Source organism: Bacillus sp. UMB0893, from assembly GCF_002858905.1.
In the GTDB taxonomy this organism is placed as follows: domain Bacteria; phylum Bacillota; class Bacilli; order Bacillales; family Bacillaceae; genus Bacillus_P.
Window position 1 is genome coordinate 40,220 of the sequence record NZ_PKLB01000013.1, and the last position, 26,312, is coordinate 66,531.

A 26,312-nucleotide genomic window follows, 5' to 3' on the forward strand; every position below is an offset into this window, starting at 1 on the left:
GTTTTACCCTTATTGCTTACTATTCTTTAGTAACTGCGTCTTTTTCTTTTTCCATGGCTGCTGATGAAAGATCATCCGGCTGATCATTCAAGGATAAGCCTTCTGACTGCTGTCCTTCTTCATCATCTTCCATATCTCTCATTTCGATTTCTTTTTCATCGCCTGAGAGAATCTTGACATCCATGCCTAAACTTTGAAGTTCTTTAATTAAAACTTTAAATGATTCTGGAACACCAGGTTCTGGAACATTTTCACCTTTAACGATCGCTTCGTACGTTTTTACACGTCCAACAACATCATCAGATTTAACTGTGAGGATCTCTTGAAGAGTATAAGCTGCGCCATACGCTTCAAGCGCCCATACTTCCATTTCTCCAAAACGCTGTCCGCCGAACTGGGCTTTACCGCCAAGTGGCTGCTGCGTAACAAGTGAATAAGGACCTGTTGAACGAGCATGCAATTTATCATCAACCATGTGAGCAAGTTTAATCATATACATAATCCCTACAGAAACACGGTTATCAAACGGTTCGCCTGAACGGCCATCATAAAGGACTGTTTTAGCATCGCGTGCCATGCCAGCTTCTTCTAGAGTTGACCACACATCTTCCTCGCGGGCTCCATCAAATACTGGAGAAGCAACGTGTAAACCGAGTTTGCGTGCTGCCATTCCAAGATGCAGTTCAAGCACCTGTCCGATATTCATACGAGATGGTACACCAAGTGGATTTAACATGATATCTACTGGAGTTCCATCTGGCAAATACGGCATATCTTCTTCAGGAAGAATTCTTGAGATAACACCTTTGTTACCATGGCGTCCAGCCATTTTATCTCCTTCAGAGATTTTACGCTTCTGAACGATATATGCACGGACTAACTGGTTAACGCCCGGTGGAAGTTCGTCGCCGTCTTCACGGTTGAAAACTTTAACATCAAGTACGATACCGCCGCCTCCGTGTGGAACACGAAGTGAAGTATCACGCACTTCTCTCGCTTTTTCACCAAAGATTGCATGAAGAAGGCGTTCTTCAGCTGTAAGTTCAGTTACCCCTTTAGGCGTAACTTTACCAACAAGCAAATCTCCGTCTTTTACTTCAGCACCAACACGGATAATACCACGATCGTCTAAGTTGCGAAGTGCATCTTCTCCAACATTCGGGATATCGCGTGTGATTTCTTCAGGCCCAAGCTTTGTATCACGTGATTCTGATTCATATTCTTCAATGTGAATAGAAGTGTAGACATCATCTTTCACAAGACGCTGACTCATGATGATGGCATCCTCATAGTTGTAGCCATCCCATGTCATGAATGCAACCATAACGTTGCGTCCAAGTGCCAATTCACCTTTTTCCATTGAAGGTCCATCAGCAAGGATTTCACCTTTAACTACTTCATCGCCTACACTTACGATTGGGCGCTGGTTGTAGCAAGTTCCTTGGTTAGAACGAATGAATTTTAAAAGGCTGTATTTATCTAAGTTACCTTTAGTTTTAACGCCATCTACATCTTCGTAACGTCGTACCCAGATGTTTTTAGCTTCTACTTTTTCAACGACACCAGGGAATTTGCAGATTACTGCAGCTCCTGAGTCTTTACCTGACACATACTCCATTCCTGTACCCACAATCGGTGATTCTGGGTTCATAAGCGGAACAGCTTGACGCTGCATGTTCGCGCCCATAAGCGCACGGTTGGAGTCATCATTTTCCAAGAAAGGAATACAAGCTGTTGCAGCAGAAACTACTTGTTTAGGTGATACATCCATGTAATCCATTCTGTCACGGGACATAACTGTGTTTTCACCGCGGAAACGGGAAACGATATCCTCATCAAGGAATGAACCATCATCTGCTAAACGAGCGTTTGCTTGAGCAACTACGTAATTATCCTCTTCATCTGCTGTTAAGTAATCGATGCGGGACGTTACTTTCCCTGTTTCAGGATCTACGCGTCGATACGGAGTTTCAATGAAACCAAAGCGATTGACTTTAGCATAAGAAGAAAGTGAGTTAATCAAACCAATGTTTGGTCCCTCAGGTGTTTCAATCGGACACATGCGGCCATAGTGAGAGTAATGAACGTCACGCACTTCGAATCCAGCACGTTCACGTGTTAAACCACCAGGTCCAAGTGCAGATAGACGGCGTTTATGAGTCAATTCAGCAAGCGGGTTCGTTTGATCCATGAACTGTGACAACTGAGAACTTCCGAAGAACTCTTTAATCGACGCAATAACAGGACGAATATTGATCAGCTGCTGAGGTGTAATCGTATTTGTATCTTGAATCGACATTCTTTCGCGTACAACACGTTCCATACGGGAAAGACCAATTCTGAATTGATTTTGAAGTAGTTCGCCAACAGAGCGAAGACGGCGATTTCCTAAGTGATCGATATCATCAGTGTCTCCTACTCCATGCAATAGGTTAAAGAAATAACTGATTGAAGATAGGATATCAGCAGGTGTGATATTTTTAACGTTTTCTTCAACATAAGCGTTGCTGATTACGTTAATTACTTTTTCACCCTCTACATCAATAGGTGCATAGATTTTAATTGATTGAAGCGTAACATCTTCTTCAACAACTCCGCCAGAAGGCGTAATTTTTCTGAAGCCTACTCCACTCTCTAAATTAGGAATGATTCGGTCAAGTGTACGTCTATCAATTAATGTATCTTTTTCAGCAATAATTTCGCCAGTTTCTGGGTCTACTAATGTTTCAGCAAGACGCTGATTAAAGAGACGATTTTTAATATGAAGCTTTTTGTTGATCTTGTAGCGTCCTACACTTGCAAGATCGTAGCGCTTTGGATCAAAGAATCTTGAATCCAGCAAGCTTTTTGCATTATCTACTGTAGGCGGCTCACCCGGGCGCAGGCGCTCATAGATTTCAAGAAGAGCTTTCTCTGTGCTTTCCGTGTTGTCCTTATCCAGCGTATTGCGCAAATATTCATTTTCACCGAATAAATCGGTGATTTCTTGATCAGAGCCAAACCCTAGTGCGCGCAAAAGAACCGTTACCGGTAATTTCCGAGTGCGATCAATGCGCACATACGCGACATCTTTAGCATCTGTTTCGTACTCTAACCAAGCACCACGGTTTGGAATGACAGTTGCAGTAAAACCTTTTTTACCATTTTTATCGACTTTACCGCTGTAATAAACGCTTGGTGAACGTACAAGCTGTGATACGATAACGCGCTCAGCGCCATTAATCACAAATGTACCTGTTTCAGTCATCAATGGGAAATCACCCATGAATACATCCTGATCTTTTACTTCACCAGTTTCCTTGTTAATTAAACGCACCTTCACACGAAGCGGTGCAGAATAGGTAACGTCACGCTCTTTAGATTCCTCTACTGAATATTTAGGATCACCTAAACTATAATCAATAAATTCCAGCGAGAGGTTACCAGTGAAGTCTTCGATAGGAGAAATATCCTGGAACATCTCTCTAAGACCCTCATCAAGAAACCACTGATAGGAAGAGGTTTGAATCTCAATAAGATTTGGTAATTCTAACACTTCACTAATACGTGCATAACTTCTGCGTTGGCGGTGTCGTCCATACTGAACTAGTTGACCTGTCAACTGCTTCACCCCTCAAATCAAGCGTAATATGACTTGTAATATGTATTCGAAATCACTCTATTAACTACCAATACACACACAAGGAGAAAACAAAAATAAAAAGGTCTCTATAAATTAGAAAACCACTTTTGTAAAACGGACTATTGATTTTATAAGTTTTTCCATCTGTTCTAAATTTATACATTTTCCGCAAAAAATAGAGACTTATGGAATATATATATTGGCATTTTATAATATTAACATAGCAAAAAAAACGAGTCAATCTTTTTCTGCTCTAATAATAAAGTAGCCTTTATCCTTTTTAACTGTATCAACTTCTTTAAACATCTCATTCAGCTTGGCAATTGCCGAAGGGGCACCTTGTTTTTTCTGAATGACAACCCATAATTCACCGCCTGGTGCAAGAGATTCAAAGCTTTTTACAAAGATTTCATGAACCACTTTCTTGCCGGCCCTGATTGGAGGATTGGTTAAAATAGCCGCATACTTTTTTAAAGGATCAACATTTTCAAAAAGATTGCTTGCGATAATACGAACGTTTTTCACACCATTTGCTTCTGCATTTAATGCAGCAAGTTCAACAGCTCTCTCGTTAATATCAATCATATCAATCGTGAGATTTTTGTATTCTTTAGCTAGCGATATCCCAATCGGTCCGTATCCGCAGCCAACATCCAGCAAGTCTCCTTTGATGTTAGGCAAACTAAACGTTTCAACTAGCAGCCTCGATCCAAAATCAACTTCATTTTTCGAAAAAACGCCGCGATCACTTTGAAAATGAAAGGAATTCCCTCTTAAAGTAAACGTCCATGATTTACGGTCACTTTCAGCCTCTGGCTGCTGTGAGTAATAATGATTTGTCATCTTTTTTCCCTCCATGTTAAAGGAGTATAGCAAATCATGCTATTTTTTATACATCTTTAAGTCAATCAAACCATAACGAGAAAAAAAGCTCGCTATATAAATTAAGCGAGCTTTGTCTTTTTTGGAATTACTTAACTTCTACAGAAGCGCCAACTTCTTCAAGTTTAGCTTTGATTTCTTCAGCTTCTTCTTTAGCGATTCCTTCTTTAACAGCTTTAGGAGTGTTGTCAACTAGTTCTTTAGCTTCTTTCAAGCCAAGACCAGTGATTTCACGAACCACTTTGATTACTTTGATTTTTTGAGCGCCTGCACCAGCAAGTACTACATCAAATTCAGTTTGCTCAGCAGCAGCTTCGCCGCCAGCAGCGCCACCAGCCATTGCTACAGGAGCAGCTGCAGTTACGCCAAATTCTTCTTCGATTGCTTTAACTAAGTCGTTTAATTCTAAAACAGTCATTTCTTTAACTGCTTCAATGATTTGTTCTTTAGTCATTGTATATTTCCTCCTTATAAACCTATTAGTTTTTTGTTTTGGTACGGGTCAAACAGATTAAGCGCCTTGCTCTTCTTTTTGATCTGCAACTGCTTTAGCAGCAAGTGCAAGATTGCGAATTGGAGCTTGAAGTACGCTAAGCAACATTGAAAGTAAGCCTTCACGTGACGGAAGATCAGCAAGAGCTTTAATTTGTTCTACTGTTGCGATGTTTCCTTCGATTACACCTGCTTTGATTTCTAACGCTTCATGCTTTTTAGCAAAATCGTTAAGAATTTTAGCAGGAGCAACTACGTCTTCATTACTGAATGCAATCGCATTTGGACCTGTTAGGGCGTCATTAAGACCAGTAAGTTCAACATTTTCTACTGCACGGCGAGTCATTGTGTTTTTGTAAACTTTGAACTCGATGCCAGCATCACGAAGAGTTTTACGAAGTTCAGTTACTTCAGCTACTGTTAAACCGCGGTAGTCAACAACGATTGTTGTTTTGCTGTCACGAAATTTAGCAGTAATGTCATCTACGATGGATTTTTTTGTTTCGATAGCGCTGCTCATTGATACACCTCCTGTAAGAATCAAAGTTCCACACTTATACCGATCGGTGTTTCTCTTAAAACAAGAAATGCCTCCACGTCAGACATGGAGGCAGTATATATACAAGCGATCTAATAATTTTAGTTCACATATATACACCTCGGCAGGAAATTAAGCTTTTAAAAGCACCTACTGTCTATGGTATAAATGAAGTTATTTTGTTAAACAACATTTTGATTATATATAAAGCTGACTCTTAAGTCAACTATTATTTAACGCCGAAACTTGATGAATCAACTTTAACGCCAGGTCCCATTGTAGAAGCAACAGCAATGTTCTTCATGTATGTGCCTTTAGCAGCTGCAGGTTTAGCTTTTAATAACGTTTCGAAGATAGTAGTGAAGTTTTCAACTAGTTTGCTGTCTTCAAAAGATACTTTACCGATTGGCACGTGGATATTTCCAGCTTTGTCAACACGGTATTCAACTTTACCAGCTTTGATTTCTTTAACTGCTTTATCAACGTCAAAAGAAACTGTTCCAGTTTTAGGGTTTGGCATTAAGCCTTTAGGTCCAAGTACGCGGCCAAGTTTACCAACTTCACCCATCATGTCAGGAGTAGCAACGATTACATCGAATTCAAACCATCCTTGTTGGATTTTATTGATATAGTCAGCATCGCCTACAAAGTCAGCTCCAGCAGCTTCTGCTTCTTTCGCTTTTTCACCCTTAGCAAATACTAAAACGCGTTGAGTTTTGCCCGTTCCGTTTGGAAGAACAACTGCTCCGCGGATTTGCTGATCGTTTTTACGTGGATCAACGCCTAAACGGAATGCAACTTCAACTGTTGCATCAAATTTAGCTGTGTTTGTTTTCTTTACAAGTTCAATTGCTTCTTGAACTCCGTAAGCTTGAGTACGGTCTACTAATTTAGCAGCTTCTACGTACTTTTTACCTCTTTTAGCCATAATAATTTTCCTCCTTAGTGGTTTTAGCGGAATAACCTCCCACGAATAAAGGTTGCGAACTTGTTAAAAGCAAACTCGCAACCCCTAAAACAAAAACAACAATTAGTCTTCGATGACGATACCCATGCTGCGTGCAGTACCTTCAACCATACGCATAGCTGATTCAACATTAGCTGCATTTAAGTCAGGCATTTTTGTTTCAGCGATTTCACGTACTTTATCACGCTTAACTGTTGCTACTTTATTACGGTTAGGTTCACCAGAACCTGACTCGATTCCAGCTGCTTTTTTAAGCAATACTGCTGCAGGCGGAGTTTTTGTAATAAATGTAAATGAACGGTCTTCAAATACCGTAATTTCAACAGGAATGATAAGTCCAGCCTGATCAGCTGTACGAGCGTTAAACTCCTTACAGAATCCCATGATGTTAACACCAGCTTGACCTAATGCAGGACCAACCGGCGGCGCTGGATTCGCTTTCCCAGCAGGAATTTGCAATTTAACCATTTTAATTACTTTTTTAGCCACGAGACACACCTCCTTAAGTCCGTGATGTGGTAATAGGGTAATACCCTCCCACTCATGTCGTTCATTCTTTATATGAATGATAGAAATTTAATCAAGTTTTTTGTCCCGCAAAGCGAGACATACTGACTTATGAAATATTATCACTTTTCTTTTGTGAATTCAAGTTTTTTTCTTATAATTTATCAACTTGAGAAAATTCAAGCTCAACAGGTGTTTCACGGCCAAACATGTTAACCAGCACCTTAACTTTGCTTTTATCTTTATCAATCTCTTCAATGGAACCTGTGAAGTTTGCAAATGGTCCATCTATGACTTTTACAGTCTCTTTTAAGTCGAAATCCAGTTCAACTCTCTTTTCTTCCATTCCCATATGTTTAAGGATTGTTACAACTTCCTCAGGCAGCAGCGCAGTCGGCTTCGATCCGGATCCTGCAGAACCTACGAATCCTGTTACTCCAGGAGTATTCCGGACGACGTACCAGGAATCATCTGTCATTACGATTTCTACGAGCACGTACCCTGGGAATACTTTCTTTTTTGTGACTTTCTTTTTGCCATTTTTATAATCTGTTTCTTCTTCTTCCGGAACAATTACACGGAAGATTTTATCTTGCATGCCCATTGATTCTACGCGCTTTTCAAGATTCGCCTTCACTTTATTCTCATATCCGGAATAAGTGTGGACTACATACCAATTTTTCTCCATTTTTAATAGGACGACTTGTCCTTCCCTCCCTGCATTTGGGTCTTATATTTGTTTTGACGCTTTTGATCTTTGACTATTTAATTTATATTAAAAAGACAATGAAAAAACCCGTCGAACGGGTTTTTTGGGAAATATAATATTCTCTATTATAGCACGATTTATTATCTATTATTCAAAAATAAAACGAAATTTGCAATTGAAGTTTTATTTTTTAAGGTACAAGACGAATTAATGATGATATACCGAGATCAACGATGGCAAAAAAGACGACAGCAAATGCGACAGTAGCGATAACCGTGATGGTATAGCGAGTCAGCTCTTTGCCTTTAGGCCAGCTTACCTTTTTCATTTCGCGGGATACATTTTTAAAAAAATCAACAATACGCTGCATTTACATTACCTCCAAGAGAATTCAGAAAGCCTGTCAAAGAAATAAAGAATCATGAGATGAATACTACTTTGTTTCACGGTGGTCCGTATGTGCGTTACAAGCTTTACAAAATTTCTTGAATTCTAAACGCTCTTCGGAGCTTGACGTGTTTTTCATTGTTGTGTAGTTTCTGCTTCCACAGTCCGTGCAAGCCATTGTAACTTTCTTACGCATTTTGGGCACCTTCCGCTAATCTTGCATTTTTTCTATAAAAATGTAACACACGCATGTCCCTTCGTCAATCATGCCTGGTATGTTTCGGCTATTTTCACAAAGATTGCTATTTTAAGAAAAAAGACTGGTTGCAGTATTCTTGACGGTTGTGTGCTTCAATGTTTTACATACTGATTTCCCGAAGCTCAAGGTATCTTTCGAGCTTGCGTTTCACCCGCTGAAGGGCATTATCTATTGATTTGACGTGGCGGTTCAGCTCCTCAGAAATCTCCTGATAGGATCTGCCGTCAAGATAGAGCACGAGCACTTTACGTTCCAAGTCACTCAACAGCTCTCCCATCTTTACTTCTATATCATCAAATTCTTCTTGATTAATAATTAATTCTTCAGGGTCCATGACTTTTGTCCCAGAAATGACATCCATTAGCGTTCGGTCTGATTCTTCATCGTAAATAGGCTTGTCCAGTGAAACATAAGAGTTAAGAGGAATATGTTTTTGACGGGTTGCGGTTTTAATTGCGGTAATGATTTGGCGAGTGATGCATAATTCTGCAAAAGCTTTGAATGAAGTAAGCTTGTCCTCCTTGAAATCACGGATGGCTTTATACAAACCTATCATACCTTCTTGAATAATATCTTCTCTGTCAGCCCCTATCAAAAAATAGGATCGTGCTTTAGCTCTCACAAAATTACGGTATTTTGTAATTAAATAATCAAGAGCATCGCTGTCTCCGTTATGAACAAGTTCAACGACCTGTTCATCCTCCAAAGCATGAAAATCTTCCTTGCTGAGTTTACCCGTGAAATGTATGTTCATGCCGATCCCCCCGACCGCACAATAGATAGAAATATTATACAGTATGATTTTTGCAAGCGTCAACAGTCTATAAATCGCCCCGTCGCCATTTTTCAAACATTTCCAGCACGTCATCTGCTATCGGAATCTTTGATTGAGGACTATTAACTTTTATTTTCTCTACTCTTTTTTGTATTCTCTTTTCAATCGCTTCGACTTCATTTAAAAGTTCTCTTGCCGATTTTCTTAGAGCTCCCTGGCCAAAAATCGCCCATTGCTCAGTAAAATCGGAAGTTGCGACATGTATCTGTGTTTTAATATTGCTGAGGGAAATTGCAAGTTTTTCAATGCGTTCATCCGCTGTTTCATTTTCTCTGGTATAGATGACTTCCACTCGATGGTTTTTCTGTTTCTTTTCGATGCCCTTTACTTGGTGGGCATCGAAAACAACAATTACCCGAAATCCGGTGTAAGCTTGATATTCTGCCATTTTTTGAATAAGCAAATCTCTTGCTTCTGAGAGATTCTCTTTTTTCAATGATTGAAGATTCGCCCATGCACCGATGATGTTATATCCGTCAACCAGAAGGATATCCATATATTATTCTCCTAATGGATGACGCTTTCGATACACCTCATACATCAGTAAACTTGCTGCGACTGATGCATTGAGAGAAGTGACCTGGCCAGCCATCGGCAAGTTGACCAGAAAATCACATTTTTCTTTAATTAGTCTTCCTATTCCTTTTCCTTCACTGCCTATGACAAGGCCAAGCGGCATCTTGCCATCCATTGAACGATAGTCGTCTGAACCTTTGGCATCTGTACCGACAATCCAAACTCCCCGCTCTTTTAATTCCTCAATCGCTCTTGCCATATTTGTCACTCTTGCTACAGGTATATATTCAATTGCGCCAGTAGATGATTTTGCAACCGCAGCCGTCAATCCTACTGCTCTTCTTTTCGGAATTATGATGCCATGGGCACCTACGGCATCTGCCGTTCTCATAATAGAGCCTAAGTTATGAGGATCTTCAATTTCATCTAAAAGCAGGATAAACGGAGCTTCGTTTTTATCTTCAGCTGCTTTCAGAATATCATCAACCTCTGCATATTCGTATGCTGCGACCTGAGCGACGACGCCTTGATGATTCCCTTCGACCATTTGATCAATTTTCTTTTTTGGAACGGTTTGAATGGTCACCCCTTTTTCTTTTGCAAGAACGGTGATTTGCTGAGCTTGTCCCTTAACGGAGTTTTCCGCCATGAATATTTTATATACATTTCTAGTTGATTTAAGTGCTTCAATCACGGTATTGCGGCCAATAATATATTCTTCTGACATGCCTATTTCCTCCCTTCGTTCTGAATCAATTCAAATGATGTTTGAATGATTTCTGCTAGACGATCTGCATTTTTTTCAAGATGGAGATAACCGATTAATGCTTCAAATGCAGTACTATAGCGGTAGGTTTGAACATCTGTATTCTTTGGAACAGTTCCTGACTTTGCATTGCGACCTCTGCGGATAATAGCCATTTCTTCTTCAGAAAAGAACTCCATTTTTGACAATTCGTGAAGCACGGTTGACTGGGCCTTCGCTGAAACGTACTTTGTTGCTAATTTATGAAGCTGATTCGGACGGACATTTCCTTTAGATAAAAGATGATGCCTGACATAAACCTCATATATGGCGTCGCCTATATATGCAAGTGCCAGGCTGTTCACCTGTTTAGGATTTGGGATATCTTCTAAGTGAAGCATGCTTACCCTCTTTTCCATCTCGTGCCTTGCGGAGTATCTTCCAGAATAATGTTCAATTCCTTCAGCTGATCACGAATTTGGTCGGAAAGCTGAAAGTTGCGGTCTTTTCTTGCTTGAATACGCTGCTCAATCAATTCTTCAATTTCTGCATCAAGCAGTTCCTTTTTTCCAAACTGCAGGCCAAGCACTGCTCCCAATTCATCAAATGCAGCTAAAAATGCTTCTATCACTTCTTTTGATGTATTTTTTTCCTGCAAATAATAGTTCGCTTGCTTTGATAATTCAAACATGACTGAAATAGCATTTGCTGTATTAAAATCATCATCCATCGCTTCTGTAAAAACCGTTCTCTGTTCAGACACATTGTTCAGCCATTTCTCATTGTCATCTGTTAATTCTGTGCTGCTTCCGATGCGGTGCAGAAGATTTGCATACGAGGTACGCAGGCGGTCTAATGCATTTTTTGTGCTCTCAAGCAAATCAACTGAGTAGTTAATCGGATGACGATAATGAACGGACAGCATGAACATTCTTAGAACTTGTGCATCATGCTCCTTCAGTATGTCATGAACTAGAACAAAGTTGCCCAGAGACTTAGACATTTTCTCGTTGTTAATATTAATATACCCATTATGCATCCAGTAGTTAGCAAATGGTTTTTCAGTTAACGCCTCAGATTGTGCAATTTCATTTTCATGATGAGGGAATGTTAAATCCTGTCCGCCTGCATGAATATCAATTGTGTCGCCAAAGTGGTCATGGACCATTGCAGAGCACTCAATATGCCAGCCCGGTCTTCCTTTGCCCCATGGACTTTCCCAGAAAATTTCGCCTTCCTTTGCTGCCTTCCACAAAGCAAAGTCAAGTGAATCCTGCTTCTTCTCGCCTGCATCAATTCTCGCACCTATACGTAATTCATCAATTGATTGATGAGACAGTTTGCCGTAGTCTTTAAAAGCTCTTGTTCGATAATAGACATCTCCATCTGCTTCATAAGCAAACCCTTTTTCTATTAAAGCATTAATGAAGTCAATAATAATATCCATGCTTTCTGTTACACGCGGATGTGCATTTGCCCGGTCGCAGCCAAGTGCTGTTACATCCTCAAAATAGGCTTCAATAAAACGATCGGCAATCGTCTGCACATCTTCTCCAAGTTCATTCGCAGCCTTAATCAGCTTGTCATCTACATCTGTGAAATTAGATACAAATGTCACGTCATACCCTCTGTACTCTAAATATTTACGGACAGTATCATACACAATTGCAGGACGGGCATTTCCTATATGAATATAGTTATAAACGGTAGGTCCGCACACATACATTTTAACCTTGCCCTCTTCAAGAGGCTTAAAAACTTCTTTTTGTCTCGTTAGCGTATTGTATAACTTGATGGTCATCTTGACTCTTCCCTTCTTTCAGTTGTAGCAGCTCTTGTCTTAAATGCAGCATTTCTGCTTCCAGCTCTTTAAATCTGTCAGCGACTGGATCAGGAAGATTGCAGTGATCTAGATCATTTTTGATTCTTTTCCCATTTTGGATAACGACCTTGCCCGGTATTCCAACAACAGTCGAATGATCAGGCACATCACGAAGGACAACAGAGCCTGCACCAATTTTAGAGTACGCCCCAACTGTAATGGATCCCAGTACTTTTGCACCCGTAGCAATCAAAGCATTGTCTAGAATTGTCGGATGTCTCTTTCCTTTTTCTTTCCCGGTTCCGCCCAACGTTACTCCCTGGAAAACCGTTACGTTATTTCCAATTTCACACGTCTCTCCAATGACAACACCCATCCCATGGTCTATAAAAAAGCGGCGGCCAATCTTTGCTCCTGGATGAATTTCAATTCCCGTGAAAAAACGGCTCACCTGTGAGATCACTCTGGCTATGAAGAACAGATTCCGTTTAAAAAAGGCGTGTGCCAGCCGGTGCGCCCAAATTGCATGAAGCCCGGAATAAGTAAGTATCACTTCTAAATAAGATCTTGCAGCTGGATCCTGTTCGAAAACAATCTCGATATCTTCCTTTAGCATTTTGAACATTCTATTCCCCCCAAACTTCCCCTGAAATGGTTTAAAAAATCTAAAAAAGCGCCTCTGCCTAATAGACAGAGACGCTTTTGATGCGCGGTTCCACTCTGTTTAAGCAAGATGGTTAGATGCTTGCTTCAACTTTAGGCTCGTGTAACGGTGAGCATCCGCTTTTATTTACTGCAATCAGGCTTGCTGATGGTTCAATAAAAGACTCAAAGGTGCATTTCGAGAATGATTTCGCATAAACCTCTCTCAGCCAATGGAGGTTCTCTCTAATAAGGAAATGGATTCTCTACTTCTCCTTTTCAACGTGTTTTCATGTTATTAATCATACTATATTACATTTTCAGAGAAAAGTTAACTGTTCTCGCTTTTTAATCGGGTTAAAATGGTTTCTTTTCCTAATAGCTCAATGGCCTGGGGAAGATCTGGCCCATGAGTTTGCCCTGTTGCTGCAACACGGATAGGCATAAACAAGTTTTTCCCTTTATGTCCAGTCGCCTTTTGCACCGCTTTTATAGCTGCCTTAATATGGTCGGCTGTAAAGGAATCGAGCTTCTCAATTTCCTCTGCAAGTGCTCCCAGCACATCTGGAACTTGTTCCTCATCAAGTACGCTTCGAGCTTCACGGTTATACGTAATTTCTTTTTTGAAGAACAGTTCTGTCAGTTCAACAATTTCTGCACCGTAGCTTATTTTCTCTTGATGAAGACCAATTAATTTGCTTGCCCACTCGATTTCATCAGCTGAAGCAGCTTCTGACACTTTTCCCGCCTTCACAAGATGAGGAAGGGTAATGTCAACAAGCTCATCTAATTCAAGCTGTTTTATATATTGATTATTCAGCCACATTAATTTCTGGGAATCAAATACAGCCGGTGATTTCGATAGACGGGCAGGATCGAAAATTTCAATGAATTGCTCTTTGCTGAAAATTTCTTCCTCCCCGACTGGAGACCACCCAAGCATTCCGATAAAGTTAAAAAGTGCCTGCGGCAAATAACCCAATTCTTTATATTGTTCAATAAATTGAATAATTGATTCATCACGCTTGCTTAATTTTTTGCGATTTTCATTTACGATCAATGTCATGTGGCCAAAAATAGGTGCTTTCCAGCCAAACGCATGAAAGATCATAATTTGCTTCGGTGTATTTGAGATATGATCTTCTCCGCGAAGGACATGAGTCATTTTCATCAAATAATCATCGACCGCTACTGCGAAGTTATAAGTTGGTGTTCCGTCTTTTTTCACAATAACAAAGTCACCGATGCCATCTGTTTCAAATGAGATTTCATCTTTAACGATATCCTTAAACGTGATGACTTCTCCCTTAGGAACACGGAAACGGATGCTTGGCTTTCTTCCTTCTTCCGCGCGTTTTTGCTGCTCTTCCGGTGTTAAATGAGCACATTTCCCTGAATATTGAGGTGTCTCGCCTCTCGCACTTTGCTCTTCACGCTCTTGTTCAAGCTCTTCTTCCGTACAATAGCACTTATAAGCTTTCCCGTTTGCAAGCAGTTCGTCGTAATGTTTTTTATATAAATCATTTCGCTCTGATTGTCTGTACGGACCATATTCTCCGCCGACATCTACGCCTTCATCCCAGTCAATCCCGAGCCATTTTAAATACCTCAGCTGGCTTTCTTCGCCGCCTTCAATGTTTCTCTTTTTATCTGTATCTTCAATACGGATAATGAATTTTCCGCCTGTATTTCTCGCATATAAATAATTAAAAAGAGCTGTTCGGGCATTCCCGATATGTAAATGTCCAGTCGGACTAGGAGCGTATCGCACTCTTACTTCATTTGTCATTGTTATACCTCCGATAATCTTTTAACATCTGTTTCATTTTATCATTAAAACCAATCTGTTCAAAACACCGATCAAGATTATTTTTTCTGAATAAGAACTGTCGCCTGTGAAGCGATTCCCTCTCCTCTGCCCGCAAAACCTAGCTGTTCGGTAGTTGTTGCTTTTACATTTACCTGACTAATATCAGCTTCAAGCAAATCAGCAATTCTTTCTCTCATTTGATCGATATACGGTGCCATTTTCGGCTTTTGTGCGATAATCGTGCAGTCAATATTGCCGAGTGCATATCCCTTGTCCTTTACGAGCTGCCATACATGCTGCAGCAATTTAGCAGAGTCTGCGTCTTTAAATTCCGGATCTGTATCCGGAAAATGCTTGCCAATATCACCTGCTGCAATTGCACCTAAGCAAGCATCAGCCACTGTATGCAGCAAAACATCTGCATCTGAATGGCCAAGCAAGCCTTTTTCATAGGGTATTTCGATCCCTCCAATAATAAGAGGACGGCCTTCTGTCAGCTGATGAACATCAAACCCTTGTCCGATTCTTAGCATTCTTTTTCCCCTCTTTCACTTTCTAATATCGCTTTTGCCAACAGCAAATCATCTGGGGTTGTGAGTTTAATATTCGTATAATCTCCCTCGATAACACGTACTTTACTGCCGCTTCTTTCAATTAAACTTGCATCATCCGTTCCTAAGAAATGTGACAGTTCCGCTTCCTTATGAGCAGCAAGAATATCAAAAAGACGAAAAGCTTGTGGGGTCTGCACGGCCCACAAGCTAGAACGTTCAACTGTTTCAATCACTTCATTGTCCAGAACACGTTTTATCGTATCCTTCACAGGGACTGCAACGGTTGCAGCGCCATCATGGAAAGCTGCTGAAACAAGTTCTGTGATCATCCTTTTATTGACAAAAGGTCTTGCACCATCATGAACAAGAACAATTTCAGATGAAGCAGCTTTAAGTCCATTATATACACTGTGCTGCCTTTCATTACCCCCGCTGATCATTGCTCTAATCTTACTGATGCTAAAACGGTCAGCCATTTCCGTGAACATTTCTTTTTCACTTGGATTCACGACTAAAAGAATACCCATGCAATCAGAATCATTCTCAAAAACTTTTAATGTATGAACAATTACAGGGATTCCATTCAATTCAATAAACTGTTTGTTTTTGCCTGCATTCATTCTCTTCCCTTGCCCTGCAGCAGGAATGACCACTTCGTACTTCATCCGTTTACTCCCCTATAACGCTTTTTCCAGCAGCTTGGGTTTAGCAAAGATCATTCGTCCGGCTGATGTCTGCAGCACACTCGTGACAATCACATCAATATGCTTGCCAATATAGTCTCGTCCATCTTCAACAACAATCATTGTGCCATCGTCTAAATACGCGACTCCCTGATTATGTTCTTTTCCATCTTTAATGACTTGTACTTTCATTTCTTCCCCAGGCAATACAACCGGCTTAACAGCGTTTGCTAAGTCATTGATATTTAAAACTGCAACTCCCTGCAGTTCACAGACTTTATTTAAGTTAAAATCATTTGTCACAACAACACCTGACGTAAGCTTTGCAAGTTTAACAAGCTTACTGTCAACTTCCTGAATCTCTTCAAAATCACCTTCGTATATCTCTACTTTAATCGAAAGCTCCTTTTGGATGCGATTTAAGATATCAAGTCCTCTTCGTCCCCGATTTCGTTTTAGCGCATCAGAAGAATCCGCTATATGCTGAAGCTCTTCCAGAACAAATTGAGGAATGACTATTGTGCCCTCTAAAAATCCAGTTTGGCAAATATCTGCAATTCTGCCGTCAATAATAACACTCGTATCCAAAATCTTAAGCTTTTTGTCTTCTACTTCAGGCTCTTCTTCGCCAGTCCCTTTTTTCTTGCCAATTTTTCCCGAGATAGAGAAAAGATTGATCAGTTCATCTTTTCGCTTAAATCCAACTTGAAAACCAAGATATCCAAGCAAGAGCGTAAGAAAAATTGGAATAATCGTACTGAACACTTGATATTGGATGTCTTTAAAAGGGATAACATTTACAATAAGAAAGGCAATTATAAGTCCGACAATCAATCCTAAACTTCCAAACAGAACATCCGTCACAGGTGCCTTTACAAGTGATTCCTCCAGCAGCTTCACCCAATTAACCACATAATCGACAAGCCAAAATGTTGCTATATAAAATAATATCGCTCCTAAAATGGCTAATGTATATGGTGTATTAATAAAAGGTATGTCCTGTAAATTCAACAATCTCATTAGCTCCGGCATAAAGAAAATGCCTAAAGTTCCTCCAAGAAACAGGAAAAAGATCTGCACGATCCGCTTTAACATACCTTCACCTCCTTTTTATCTATTATAATCACTTTAATTCAATTAAAACGCAGAAGATATGAAATTCTAAAGCTGTAAACAGAATGAAATGTTTTAGCAGATTATATCTTTTCCTAAAAAGGAAAAACAAGATTAATATAACCTAAATTCGGGAGATTAAAACGTTTAATTCAAAAGTTTCATAAAAAGTTCGTTATATTTGACGATCAATCAGCAATTGGTCCTGAAGCCTCCGCAAACCTTCTTTTATTTTCTTAGCCCGAACCTCGCCGATGCCATCCACTTCATCTAGTTGTTCTACGGTTGCACGCGTAATAAGTTTCAAATTTGAGAATTTGTTCACTAAATTTTCAATTATGACAGGCGGCAAACGGGGGATTTTTTTCAAAATCCGGTAACCGCGGGGCATGACTAAATCTTCAAGATTGGTAAAATGTGCGGAGTATCCCAATAATCTCAGCAATACCATGTCATCCAGCAGCTCTGTATTAGTCAGAACCTGAAATTGGTCGAGCACAAGTTTTGGATCAAGTGTTTTATCAAAACAGTAATCTTTGATAACAAGGGCTGCTTCTTCTTCAATATCAGATAATAATTCATTCAGCTGCAATCGAATCAGATGCCCTTCCGTACCAAGTTCATTTATATAATTCAGAATCTCGTTTTTAATTCGGAGCACCATTTCAATCCGGTGAATAACCTGAAGCAGTTCATCAAATGTAACAAGCTCTTCAAATTCAAGAGCTCCTAAATTTATAATTGACTGATCAAGCACGGTCCGGTACTTTTCAAGCGTCTGAATCGCCTGATTTGCTTTCGTCAGTATCACTCCGATATCTCTTAACGCATATCGCAGCTCTCCGTAATAAAGGGTGATGACATTTCTTCTCTGGGAAATGGCTACGACAAGATTTCCTGTCTGTTTCGCAACTCTCTCAGCAGTCCGGTGTCTCATTCCCGTTTCGATGGAGCCGATAAAAGCATTTGGAACAAGCTGTGCATTGGCATATAGTATTTTATTCCCGGAATCACTTAAAATAATGGCCCCATCCATTTTCGCCAGTTCATACAGATGGGCAGGGGAAAAGGCAGAGTTTATGTAAAAGCCTCCATCTACAAGTTCTTTCACTTTATCGCTGAACCCGACAACAATCAGGCCGCCGGTTTTTGCGCGCAATACATTTTCGATGCCCGCTCTGAGAGGTGTTCCCGGAGCAATAAATTGTAAAATCTCTTTCATGCTTTTTTCATGGGTTTTTTTTTCTTTGTCAATCATTGTCCTACCCCCCTAATGTTTTCTGCAGGGCTTCTGAGACATTTTTCACCCCAACGACCTCTATATCTCCCGGAACTGTCCATCCCCCAATATTGGCCTCTGGAACGATCGCCCGCTTGAACCCCAGCTTTGCAGCTTCCATCACACGCTGTTCAATTCTTGAAACGCGTCTGACTTCTCCAGTTAATCCGACTTCACCTATAATGATATCCGTTGCTTTTGAAGGAACATCTTTAAAGCTTGAGGCAATACTGACCGCTATCGCTAAATCAATTGCAGGCTCATCCAGTTTTACTCCGCCTGCAACTTTTAGATACGCATCTTGGTTTTGAAGCAGCAAGCCAACTCTTTTTTCCAATACAGCCATGAGAAGAGGCACCCGATTATGGTCAATGCCTGTGGCCATTCTTCTCGGATTTCCGAAACTCGTAGGAGAGATTAACGCTTGTATTTCGACGAGCACCGGTCTTGTTCCTTCCATAGAGGCAACAACAGTTGATCCTGCAGCACCTTTTGAACGTTCTTCAAGAAATATCTCAGATGGGTTCAGCACTTCCTCAAGGCCGCTTTCTTTCATTTCAAAAATACCCATTTCGTTTGTAGAGCCAAAACGATTTTTTACTGCTCTTAAAATCCGATACGTATGGTGTCGTTCCCCTTCAAAATAAAGAACTGTATCTACCATGTGCTCAAGAATTCTAGGTCCGGCAATCGAACCCTCTTTCGTGACATGTCCAACAATGAAGATGGCAATTCCTTTCGTCTTCGCAATTCTCATCAGCTCTGCTGTACATTCCCTGACCTGTGATACGCTGCCTGGTGCTGATGTAATATCACTTTGAAAGACTGTTTGAATCGAGTCCACAATCACAAATGCAGGATTTGTCTCTTCGATTGCTTTTGAAATAAATTCAAGATCTGTTTCTGCAAGAACAAAAAGCTTATCCGACTTTACGCCAAGTCTGTCAGCTCTCATTTTCGTCTGCTTTACAGATTCTTCTCCTGAAATATACAAGACATCGTTTCCGTTATCAGCAAGCTGTGAAGATACTTGAAGAAGAAGTGTTGATTTTCCTATGCCGGGATCTCCTCCAATTAAAACAAGTGAACCTCTTACAATCCCGTTTCCAAGGACACGGTTAAATTCCTGTAAATTTGTTTTTATTCGCGGTTCTTGGGTAGTTTCAATGTTCGTAATGGGTGAAGGTTTATTTGCGGTTTGACCGGGAGCTGAGTGAGCGAAAGCAACTCTTCTATTGGCAGTGCCTGTTTTCACAATTTCCTCTGTCATCGTATTCCACGCGCCGCACCCTGGACATTTCCCCATCCACTTTGGAGATTCATATCCGCATGTTTGACACATGAATTTCGATTTTGTCTTTGCCATTATGTTCGGTCCTTCCTTACTAGATTACCTATTTTAGATAAGAGATGGTTATATTTGATGTGCTGGAGAAACGAAATCGAGGCATACGTATATCGTGTATGCCTCATGTTTGTTTCGTCTCAGATGGTTATTTTATTTTTTCAGCCTCTGCTTCAGAGTTTTTCACTACGAATTCACCGTCTGTAACATCAAGAACAACTTTTTGACCTTTCTCAATTGTTCCTCTCAGCAGCTCTTCGGACAATCTGTCTTCTACATGTTTTTGGATGGCCCTTCTAAGCGGCCGTGCTCCATATTCAGGATCAAATCCTTCGTCTGCTATTTTATCCTGAGCTGCATCTGTCAATTCAAGCACAAGATCCTGTTCGGCTAGACGTTTCATTAATTGGTCTGCCATTAACGTCACGATCTCTTTAATATGCTTCTTCTCGAGTGAATGGAACACGATGATTTCATCGATACGGTTTAAGAACTCAGGTCTGAATGCCTTTTTCAATTCATTCATCACTTTGCCCTTCATATCTTTATAATCCTGAGCTTCATCCTGTACATTGAAGCCAACGTATTTATTGCGTTTAAGTTCGCTTGCGCCTACATTGGATGTCATGATTAAAATCGTATTCCTGAAATCAACTGTTCTGCCTTTAGAATCCGTTAAACGGCCATCTTCTAAAACTTGAAGCAGAATGTTAAAGACATCAGGGTGTGCTTTCTCAATCTCATCAAGAAGAACAACTGAATAAGGCTTTCTGCGGACTTTCTCAGTCAGCTGCCCTCCTTCTTCATAACCGACATATCCTGGAGGTGAACCGACTAATCTTGATGTCGAATGCTTCTCCATATATTCAGACATATCGATGCGGATCATTGCATCTTCGTCACCGAAAATAGATTCAGCAAGTGCACGTGCAAGCTCTGTTTTACCAACCCCAGTAGGTCCTAAAAATACAAATGAACCGATAGGACGTTTTGGATCTTTAAGTCCCGCTCTGGCACGGCGGACTGCTTTTGCTACTGCTACAACAGCTTCATCCTGGCCAATGACGCGGTTATGAAGAATTTGCTCCATATTAAGAAGCTTATCCGTTTCTTTTTGGGCAAGTCTTGATACAGGGATTCCCGTCCAGCTGGCGACAACCATTGCAATATCCTCAACCGTTACTTCAGAGTTTTCCTGACCTTGCTTTTCTTTCCATGTTTTCTTTGTTTCTTCGAGCTGTTCGCGCAGGCGCTGCTCTGTATCACGCAGGGAAGCCGCTTTTTCAAACTCCTGGCTTTGAACAGATGCGTCTTTCTCTTTCCGCACTTCTTCAAGCTTCATTTCAAGCTCTTTTAAGTTCGGAGGAGTTGTAAAGGAACGCAAGCGTACTTTCGAACCCGCCTCATCAATCAAATCGATTGCTTTATCCGGCAGGAATCGATCTGAAATATAACGATCTGAAAGTTTAACAGCAGCATCGATCGCTTCGTCCGTAATCGATACTCTGTGATGTGCCTCATATCGGTCGCGAAGACCTTTTAAAATTTGAATGCTTTCTTCAGCTGTCGGCTCATCAACCTGGATAGGCTGGAAGCGACGTTCCAATGCAGCATCTTTCTCAATATATTTACGATACTCATCAAGAGTTGTTGCACCGATACACTGCAATTCACCTCTTGCTAATGACGGCTTAAGAATATTAGAAGCATCAATCGCACCTTCAGCGCCGCCTGCTCCAATCAATGTATGCAATTCATCTATGAATAAAATGATATTGCCAGCCTGGCGAATTTCATCCATCACCTTTTTCAGACGATCTTCAAATTCTCCGCGGTATTTCGTACCTGCAACAACCGTACCCATATCGAGTGTCATTACTCGCTTGTCACGAAGAATTTCAGGAACTTCGTTATTGACAATTTGCTGAGCCAATCCTTCTGCGATTGCAGTTTTACCTACCCCAGGCTCACCGATTAATACAGGATTGTTTTTCGTTCTGCGGCTAAGGACCTCAATGACCCTCTGAATCTCTTTGCTTCGGCCAATAACAGGGTCTAAGCTGCCTTCACGTGCAATGGCAGTCAAATCGCGCGCAAGACTATCCAGGGTCGGTGTATTCGCGCTATTCATCGAACCGCTTTGATGACCCGATCCTGATTCGTTGCTTCCTAATAGCTGAAGGACTTGCTGGCGTGCTTTATTTAAGCTGACACCAAGATTATTAAGAACTCTAGCTGCGACACCTTCTCCTTCACGAATAAGACCCAGAAGGATATGTTCTGTCCCAACGTATGAATGTCCTAGCTTTCTCGCTTCATCCATTGAAAGCTCGATTACTTTTTTCGCGCGAGGAGTATAGTGAATCGTTTGAGAGATTTCTTGTCCTCTGCCAATTAAACTTTCAACTTCTTTTTGGATTTTATCAGAACCAAGTCCAAGCGCAGTCAGGGCTTTTGCAGCAATCCCTTCTCCTTCACGGACAAGACCAAGCAGAATATGCTCCGTACCTATATTATTATGGCCCAGTCGAACCGCTTCCTCTTGTGCCAATGCCAGAACCTTTTGAGCTCGCTCAGTGAATCTTCCAAACATCATACTTCATCATCCTCCATCCTTCTGACCATTTCCAGGTTTAATCTTTCTCTTATTAAAGCAGCTCTCCGAATGTCTCGTTCATCCGGTCTTAATGCACCGCCTGCATATTGCTGAAGAAAACCAGGCTGTGTTAAAATCATTAACTCATTTAATATGTTTCTGGAAATATCTTTTATAATATCTAAATCTATTCCCAGCCTGACATCTGATAAACATCTTGCAGCTTCTTTTGATTCAATAATGCGGCTGTATGTCAGAGTGCCCAGTGATCTGAATACGCGATCTTCGAGCTGAACCTGCGACGTTTTATATAAGGCTTCCCGTGCAGAACGTTCCTTTTCAATCAGCTGCTGGACGACACTCAGCAAATCTTCTACAATATCCTCTTCAGACTTCCCTAAAGTAATTTGATTTGAAATCTGAAAGATATTACCTAATGCTTCGCTGCCTTCCCCGTAAATTCCTCTAACAACCAGACCTAATTGATTAATTGCCGGAATAATCCGGTTCATCTGCTGAGTAAGGACGAGTGCAGGCAGATGCATCATAACTGAAGCTCTTAAGCCTGTTCCAACATTAGTCGGGCAGCTTGTTAAGTATCCCCTCTGCTCATCAAAAGCATAATCTACAGCATGCTCCATCCAATCATCCAATTCACTTGCTGCACTTAATGCCTCTTTCAGCTGGAGACCAGGATACAAGCATTGAATCCTAATATGATCCTCTTCATTCAGCATGATGCTGACCTCTTCATTTTCGGACAATAAACATCCTCCAAAAGAAGAATCTTCCGCTAAATTCGGACTGATTAAATGCTTTTCAACCAGAACGCGTTTTTGAATCGGCTGAAGATCATCCATCCTCAGCATTTCAAGTTTTCCGATCTCATTTATCAACTGATCAGCAAATGTTTCTTCGAAAAGATTTAATATTTCTTGCGATTCTTCATTCGAAGCAATCGTAGGAAATTTATATTTCTCAATATTTCTTGCAAGTCTGACCCGGCTGCTTAGAACAATGTCAGAATCGGGACCTTCTGTACTCATCCAGGCACTCATCGCCTGATTGATAAATTGCTGAAGCGACATATCAGGATTCCCCTCCTCTAGAACTATTTAATTTCAGTTCAAGCGAACGAATCTCATCTCTTATCTCGGCAGCTTTTTCAAACTCTTCTTCCTGTATCAAATCTTTTATGTTCTGTTTTAATAACTCTATTCGTTTGCGGACGTGAATGCTACCGCCAATTCGTTCAGGAATTTTTCCCGCATGAACGGTGTTGCCGCTATGCACTCTTCTTAAAATAGGGTTGATCTGCTTGTTAAATGTCTTATAACACTCAGAACAGCCAAAACGTCCTACCTTTGTAAACTGCTGAAATGTCATTTGGCATCTGCTGCATTGCAAGACTTCATTTTTCTTAAAAATATCTTGCTGCGTTTTATTAATGCTTGGCTCCAAATTCAATAAGCCTGCTAATAAGTTGTTTATTGAAAAACCTGTACTATTGTCAATGAACATCGAACTATTTTCATGTGCGCAATGTTCGCAAATATGAATTTCTGTTTTTTCGCCGTTTACAACTTTCGTAAAATGAAACGTTGCCGGTCTTTCATTGCATTCTTGGCAAATCAAGTCTGTTCACCTGCTTTCAACGGTATTTCAGAGAAGTGAGCATGGCTTTTATCATCCTGGCTCTTAGTTCGTCTCTTTGCGGAAGGTCAATATATAAGACAGATCGATCGATAACACTAAGCATAATCTTTGCTTCACGCCTTGAAATCACTTCTTCATTTACCAGCCTTATAATGAGATCCTCAGCGGAAGCTTGTGAAATTCGTCTATCAATAATACCTAATATCTGATCAATAAGATGTGCAGCATCATTCGCTTTAACTTTTATTATTCGAATGTAGCCTCCGCCGCCTCTCTTGCTCTCTACTATATACCCTCTTTCGATCGTAAAACGTGTATTTATCACATAATTTATCTGTGAGGGAACACATTGAAACTTATCAGCAATTTCGCTTCTTTTTATTTCTACAATTTCTTTGCCGCTTGTAGTAAGAACCTGCTTTAAATATTGTTCAATAATATCCGAGATATTCCGCACTCCGCCTCCCCCTAACTTGACTTTGACTATATTTGACTTTAACACTAATATAAAACGAAGTTGGTTTTTTTTCAACTTAAAGGCTTCAATTTATATATTTCCATATTTAGAAGTGCTAAAACGTCACTAAACAATTTTTTCCACTTCTTTTACCTCTGTAATTAAATTCGTCAGCTCCTCCACACTCAATGCAGACGCTTCAATTTCAATCAAATAGTGAAAAGTAATTATGCCTTTTTTATCTTTTTTTGATGAAGTCAGCTGCATTTTACGGACAATCAGCTGCATTTCTGCAAATCTTCCAATAACCTCATGAATCTCTGTTTCCCCAGAATGAACCACAACCTTTACCCATCGCTTCTTTAACTTTTGAGCCATATAACGTTCAAACTTATTCAAAAAAATAAGACATAATAAAACAACAACAGTTGTAAATATGGCCAGCTCATACATGCCAACCCCAATAATCAATCCAAGACCAGCCACAATCCAAATCGAGGCAGCAGTCGTCAAACCTCGTACTGTTGCATCTTTTACAAGTATGGTTCCAGCCCCCAAAAAACCGATTCCGCTGATCACATACGAAGGAATCCTCGATGGATCAAATTGAGTGTTCGTATGCCCTCTCATATAATCTTCAAATCCATACAATGAGAGCAGCATCATCAAACAAGCTCCAACTCCCACTAACAAATGAGTCCGGAAGCCAGCAGGGTGCTTTTTTAGTTCTCTTTCAAATCCAATAAAACCGCAAAGAAATGCTGTAATTAAGATTCTGATCATCATCGTTGCCAATTCATCAGTTAAATATGGAACATGCAAGAGACCACCACCTCTGCTTTCAGCTGTTATCTATATATACGCATAATTTGATGTTTCATGAAATGCATGGAACGATTTTTGAAGGGTGATGGGAGATACTTGGAGTTTATTGTCTAGAACAACTTTTGTATTGGAATAATGGGGTTTTGAGCACTTTACAAGCGGGACATAATTTCAGATAAAAAATCATAAGACTATAGCTGATTTTTTCCCGGTTTTGTTGGGTATATGAGGTTTTGATCTGAAGGGTGAACTTCTTTACTTCTTTCCTATTCACTTTGATTTATGACCGCACGCCTTAATTTACTGACCGCTCAAGGCAAATTTTTGACCGCTTAGTCCTAATCTATGCCCTTCCAGCCAATTATCTTCAATAAATTCAGCTCGAAATATTTAATTCCGCAATTTCTGTGCAGAAGTCCATTAATTGTGTGCAGATAGCAGCATTTTCTGTGCGATAACCATGATTTTCTGTGCACTTTTCCATAACTTATGTAAATCCCAGTTACAATCGTTGCTTTTCCATTGATGCAGTTGGGTATTCTTGCTGTAAAACCTTTTAATGGCCTTTTTCCAGGAAATTCAGGGACTGCTTTTGTTTAAAGGTCCAACTGCAATCCCCTAGCTGCACTTGGCCATTTTTTCTCTTTTCTCCATACAAAAAAGAACAGCATTTCTGCTGTCCTTCTTCTTCGCGTGCCTGGCAACGTCCTACTCTCACAGGGGGAAACCCCCAACTACCATCGGCGCTAAAGAGCTTAACTTCCGTGCTCGGCAGTCGGCTTGCGATGAGCTTCGCATCTCTTCGTCAGCTTCACTCGTTCAGATCCTCACGTACATTCGTACGCTCCGGTCTTCTCTCCCTTGCTTCCTCGACCTGCTCGCTCCTCCCAACCCTCAAGATGGAAGTCGACTTTCGTTCCTGCTAATCTTTTTAAAACCCTCTTGGGTTTTGACCATACAAAAAAGAACAGCATCTCTGCTGTTCTTCTTCTTCGCGTGCCTGGCAACGTCCTACTCTCACAGGGGGAAACCCCCAACTACCATCGGCGCTAAAGAGCTTAACTTCCGTGT

The 26,312-nt window shown here is 40.5% G+C and carries 27 protein-coding genes, 1 rRNA gene and 2 other annotated features; all 28 genes read right to left on the reverse strand.

Features of this window, described 5'->3' with window-relative positions:
• Positions 1–19 precede the first annotated feature (19 nt).
• Positions 20–3,601 carry a DNA-directed RNA polymerase subunit beta gene (gene rpoB / locus CYJ36_RS22020; RefSeq protein WP_101569385.1) on the reverse strand — a complete coding sequence of 1,194 codons (3,582 nt, stop codon included), beginning with the start codon at positions 3,599–3,601 and terminating at the stop codon, positions 20–22.
• A gap of 258 nt (positions 3,602–3,859) precedes the next feature.
• Positions 3,860–4,465, reverse strand: a complete 606-nt coding sequence (locus CYJ36_RS22025; protein ID WP_101569386.1) for a class I SAM-dependent methyltransferase — start codon at positions 4,463–4,465, stop codon at positions 3,860–3,862.
• A gap of 127 nt (positions 4,466–4,592) precedes the next feature.
• Entirely contained in the window at positions 4,593–4,958 is a 366-nt protein-coding gene (gene rplL, locus CYJ36_RS22030) for a 50S ribosomal protein L7/L12 (protein ID WP_101569387.1), read from the reverse strand.
• A 57-nt stretch (positions 4,959–5,015) separates the two neighbouring features.
• The gene (rplJ, locus tag CYJ36_RS22035) at positions 5,016–5,516 is read right to left on the reverse strand and encodes a 50S ribosomal protein L10 (RefSeq protein WP_101569388.1); all 501 of its coding nucleotides are present in this window, start codon (positions 5,514–5,516) and stop codon (positions 5,016–5,018) included.
• A gap of 53 nt (positions 5,517–5,569) precedes the next feature.
• Positions 5,570–5,715 (reverse strand) — a sequence feature (ribosomal protein L10 leader region).
• Positions 5,716–5,763: 48 nt separating this feature from the next.
• Positions 5,764–6,462 carry a 50S ribosomal protein L1 gene (rplA, locus tag CYJ36_RS22040; RefSeq protein ID WP_101569389.1) on the reverse strand — a complete coding sequence of 233 codons (699 nt, stop codon included), beginning with the start codon at positions 6,460–6,462 and terminating at the stop codon, positions 5,764–5,766.
• Between the two features lie 102 nt (positions 6,463–6,564).
• Positions 6,565–6,990 carry a 50S ribosomal protein L11 gene (gene rplK, locus CYJ36_RS22045; RefSeq protein WP_029282857.1) on the reverse strand — a complete coding sequence of 142 codons (426 nt, stop codon included), beginning with the start codon at positions 6,988–6,990 and terminating at the stop codon, positions 6,565–6,567.
• A 172-nt stretch (positions 6,991–7,162) separates the two neighbouring features.
• Positions 7,163–7,696 (reverse strand): transcription termination/antitermination protein NusG, encoded by a 534-nt coding sequence (nusG, locus tag CYJ36_RS22050; RefSeq protein ID WP_101569391.1) that lies wholly within the window; start codon positions 7,694–7,696, stop codon positions 7,163–7,165.
• Positions 7,697–7,907: 211 nt separating this feature from the next.
• Positions 7,908–8,087 (reverse strand): preprotein translocase subunit SecE, encoded by a 180-nt coding sequence (gene secE / locus CYJ36_RS22055; RefSeq protein WP_101569392.1) that lies wholly within the window; start codon positions 8,085–8,087, stop codon positions 7,908–7,910.
• A gap of 63 nt (positions 8,088–8,150) precedes the next feature.
• Positions 8,151–8,300: a 50S ribosomal protein L33 gene (gene rpmG, locus CYJ36_RS22060; protein ID WP_083328099.1), complete on the reverse strand. Its 150-nt coding sequence runs from the start codon at positions 8,298–8,300 to the stop codon at positions 8,151–8,153.
• Between the two features lie 163 nt (positions 8,301–8,463).
• Positions 8,464–9,117, reverse strand: a complete 654-nt coding sequence (sigH, locus tag CYJ36_RS22065) for an RNA polymerase sporulation sigma factor SigH (protein ID WP_101569393.1) — start codon at positions 9,115–9,117, stop codon at positions 8,464–8,466.
• Positions 9,118–9,184: 67 nt separating this feature from the next.
• Entirely contained in the window at positions 9,185–9,694 is a 510-nt protein-coding gene (locus CYJ36_RS22070; protein WP_101569394.1) for an NYN domain-containing protein, read from the reverse strand.
• 3 nt (positions 9,695–9,697) lie between these two features.
• Entirely contained in the window at positions 9,698–10,441 is a 744-nt protein-coding gene (gene rlmB / locus CYJ36_RS22075; RefSeq protein ID WP_101569395.1) for a 23S rRNA (guanosine(2251)-2'-O)-methyltransferase RlmB, read from the reverse strand.
• 2 nt (positions 10,442–10,443) lie between these two features.
• Complete coding sequence (locus CYJ36_RS22080) at positions 10,444–10,860, reverse strand: Mini-ribonuclease 3 (protein ID WP_101569396.1); 417 nt, start codon at positions 10,858–10,860, stop codon at positions 10,444–10,446.
• A 2-nt stretch (positions 10,861–10,862) separates the two neighbouring features.
• Positions 10,863–12,260, reverse strand: a complete 1,398-nt coding sequence (gene cysS / locus CYJ36_RS22085) for a cysteine--tRNA ligase (protein ID WP_101569397.1) — start codon at positions 12,258–12,260, stop codon at positions 10,863–10,865.
• A complete protein-coding gene (cysE, locus tag CYJ36_RS22090; RefSeq protein WP_101569398.1) occupies positions 12,211–12,906 on the reverse strand; it encodes a serine O-acetyltransferase in 696 nt (231 codons plus the stop codon). Before cysE ends, cysS begins: the two co-directional genes overlap by 50 nt.
• Before the next feature lie 64 nt (positions 12,907–12,970).
• Positions 12,971–13,215, reverse strand: a binding site (T-box leader).
• A gap of 39 nt (positions 13,216–13,254) precedes the next feature.
• Positions 13,255–14,712, reverse strand: coding sequence for a glutamate--tRNA ligase (gene gltX / locus CYJ36_RS22095; protein ID WP_101569399.1), 1,458 nt, complete (start codon positions 14,710–14,712; stop codon positions 13,255–13,257).
• Positions 14,713–14,789: 77 nt separating this feature from the next.
• Positions 14,790–15,266, reverse strand: a complete 477-nt coding sequence (ispF, locus tag CYJ36_RS22100; protein ID WP_101569400.1) for a 2-C-methyl-D-erythritol 2,4-cyclodiphosphate synthase — start codon at positions 15,264–15,266, stop codon at positions 14,790–14,792.
• Positions 15,260–15,952, reverse strand: coding sequence for a 2-C-methyl-D-erythritol 4-phosphate cytidylyltransferase (gene ispD, locus CYJ36_RS22105; protein WP_101569401.1), 693 nt, complete (start codon positions 15,950–15,952; stop codon positions 15,260–15,262). Before ispD ends, ispF begins: the two co-directional genes overlap by 7 nt.
• 12 nt (positions 15,953–15,964) lie before the next feature.
• Positions 15,965–17,065: a PIN/TRAM domain-containing protein gene (locus tag CYJ36_RS22110; protein WP_101569402.1), complete on the reverse strand. Its 1,101-nt coding sequence runs from the start codon at positions 17,063–17,065 to the stop codon at positions 15,965–15,967.
• A gap of 193 nt (positions 17,066–17,258) precedes the next feature.
• Positions 17,259–18,341 carry a DNA integrity scanning diadenylate cyclase DisA gene (disA, locus tag CYJ36_RS22115; RefSeq protein WP_224768113.1) on the reverse strand — a complete coding sequence of 361 codons (1,083 nt, stop codon included), beginning with the start codon at positions 18,339–18,341 and terminating at the stop codon, positions 17,259–17,261.
• A gap of 4 nt (positions 18,342–18,345) precedes the next feature.
• On the reverse strand, positions 18,346–19,728 hold the full coding sequence (radA, locus tag CYJ36_RS22120) for a DNA repair protein RadA (protein WP_101569403.1): 1,383 nt from the start codon (positions 19,726–19,728) through the stop codon (positions 18,346–18,348).
• A 127-nt stretch (positions 19,729–19,855) separates the two neighbouring features.
• On the reverse strand, positions 19,856–22,303 hold the full coding sequence (gene clpC, locus CYJ36_RS22125) for an ATP-dependent protease ATP-binding subunit ClpC (RefSeq protein WP_101569404.1): 2,448 nt from the start codon (positions 22,301–22,303) through the stop codon (positions 19,856–19,858).
• Complete coding sequence (locus CYJ36_RS22130) at positions 22,300–23,391, reverse strand: protein arginine kinase (RefSeq protein ID WP_101569405.1); 1,092 nt, start codon at positions 23,389–23,391, stop codon at positions 22,300–22,302. Before CYJ36_RS22130 ends, clpC begins: the two co-directional genes overlap by 4 nt.
• A gap of 1 nt (position 23,392) precedes the next feature.
• Complete coding sequence (locus tag CYJ36_RS22135) at positions 23,393–23,938, reverse strand: UvrB/UvrC motif-containing protein (RefSeq protein ID WP_101569406.1); 546 nt, start codon at positions 23,936–23,938, stop codon at positions 23,393–23,395.
• Positions 23,939–23,954: 16 nt separating this feature from the next.
• Complete coding sequence (locus CYJ36_RS22140; protein WP_101569407.1) at positions 23,955–24,416, reverse strand: CtsR family transcriptional regulator; 462 nt, start codon at positions 24,414–24,416, stop codon at positions 23,955–23,957.
• 126 nt (positions 24,417–24,542) lie between these two features.
• Positions 24,543–25,202: an MgtC/SapB family protein gene (locus tag CYJ36_RS22145; protein WP_101569409.1), complete on the reverse strand. Its 660-nt coding sequence runs from the start codon at positions 25,200–25,202 to the stop codon at positions 24,543–24,545.
• A 595-nt stretch (positions 25,203–25,797) separates the two neighbouring features.
• Complete coding sequence (locus CYJ36_RS24190; protein ID WP_219621150.1) at positions 25,798–25,959, reverse strand: hypothetical protein; 162 nt, start codon at positions 25,957–25,959, stop codon at positions 25,798–25,800.
• A 280-nt stretch (positions 25,960–26,239) separates the two neighbouring features.
• A 5S ribosomal RNA gene (gene rrf / locus CYJ36_RS24990) occupies positions 26,240–26,312 on the reverse strand; the annotation flags it as partial.